At 68.8% G+C, this 1,587-nt stretch carries 2 protein-coding genes; both read right to left on the minus strand.

Going from position 1 to position 1,587, the window contains the following annotated elements:
• Positions 1-421 (minus strand): SUMF1/EgtB/PvdO family nonheme iron enzyme (locus tag WBV89_RS05585; protein ID WP_423980349.1); only part of this gene is annotated, 421 nt, incomplete at its 3' end.
• Positions 422-468: 47 nt separating this feature from the next.
• On the minus strand, positions 469-1,587 hold a 1,119-nt coding region (locus WBV89_RS05590; protein WP_423980348.1), incomplete at its 5' end, for a class I SAM-dependent methyltransferase.

The raw sequence follows: 1,587 nt of genomic DNA on the forward strand, positions 1-1,587 counted from the left end.
CTGCAAGCTCCCACTCGGCCTCGGTCGGCAGACGCCCACCGACCCACGTCGCGTAGGTAGCCGCGTCCTCGTGGGCGATGTGGACGGCCGGATGATCCAATCGGTCCTCGATCCCCGAGCCGGGTCCCTCGGGTCGTGACCACGAGGCGCCCGGCGTCCACGTCCACCACTGACTGAGGTGGCGCAGGTCGACCGGTCCGGGAGTCGGGTTGAACACCAGCGAACCCGCGACCAGGTTCGCTGCGGGAGCGCCGGGGTAGTCGGCGGGGTCGAGCGGTCGTTCGGCGACGGTGCGGTATCCGGTGGCCTCGACGAACGCAGCGAATCGCTCGTTCGTGACCTCGTACCGGTCGATGGCGAACGCGTCGACCCGCACTCGATGAGTCGGGGCCTCCTCGGGGTAGTGATCGTCCGAACCCATCGTGAACTCGCCACCCGGGAGGGCGATGACATCGCTGGTGTTCTCGGTCACGACGACGAACCTACCGACGCGTCGACCACGACCAGATCGTGATTCGAGAGTCGCTCGACGAAGCGTGATGCGTCTGGACCGAGGTCACCGATCGGTCGTGATCCGTCGATCGCCCGGAACGTCTCCAGTTCGGCGTCGTCGACGAACATCACCAGGTCGGTGAAGGCATGTGCTCGGTTGAGCAGCGCGGCGGCCGCACCGGGAGGGAGTCGCTCCTCGACGGCGATCACCGTGGGCGGGACGATCGGGATCCAGCGGTCGACGTCGGGTTCGTCGAAGTCGATCGCGTCCGATGTCGGGTCGTCATCGGCGAACGCGATCGCGGTGTGGCGGGCGATCGTGCCGCGGAACAACTCGACGGCCGCGTACTGCTCCATCGGCGGGAGTCGGGCGATCCGTGGTCCGTGCGGCGTCTCGCTGATCGAACCGCAGTCGGGTCGGTACGGCGCCTGACGTGCCCAGCGACCGAACCGCAGCCCCGCGTCACCGAGCAGGCCATCGAGTTCGGGAACGGTGTAGGCGCGGTCGCGCGGGTTCAACAGCGCGTCGGAGAGAGCGTCGTCGTCGTGGACGTCGCGCGAGTTCCGGAGCACGTGGTCGAGCGGATGGCCCGACGGCAACTCCCGGAGGGTCGCGACGAGATCGGCGAGCTGGGCGGGCGTCGGTGTGATTCCCAGACGGCGGCAGTACTCCTGCATGACGTAGACGCCGGTCCTCCCGTACGTCGCGTAGACCATCAGGGTCAACGCTCCACCGGGAGCGAGGACCTCGCGCAACGCGCGCAGTCCGGCGGGTGGGTCGGCGAGGTGATGCAGCACGCCCGTGCAGATGATGTGGTCGAACGACTCACCCAGCTCGCCGACCTGCTCGATCGGCAGCTGGTGGACCTCGAGGCTGGCCAGATCGTGGAGTTCGGCGAGGCGGCGACTGTGATCGACACTCGTGGCGCTGACGTCGATCCCGACCACTCGGACCTGCGGATGCATCACCGCGTGGCGAGCAGCCTGGGACGTGCCGCACCCGGCGACCAGCAGCGTCGACGCGTCGGGGACGGGACGACGGGGCCAGATCAAGTGGTGCGCGAAGCGCCGCCCGTCGACGCTCAGCGCACGGAG

The organism is Ilumatobacter sp., from assembly GCF_049588435.1.
Taxonomy (GTDB): domain Bacteria; phylum Actinomycetota; class Acidimicrobiia; order Acidimicrobiales; family Ilumatobacteraceae; genus Ilumatobacter_A.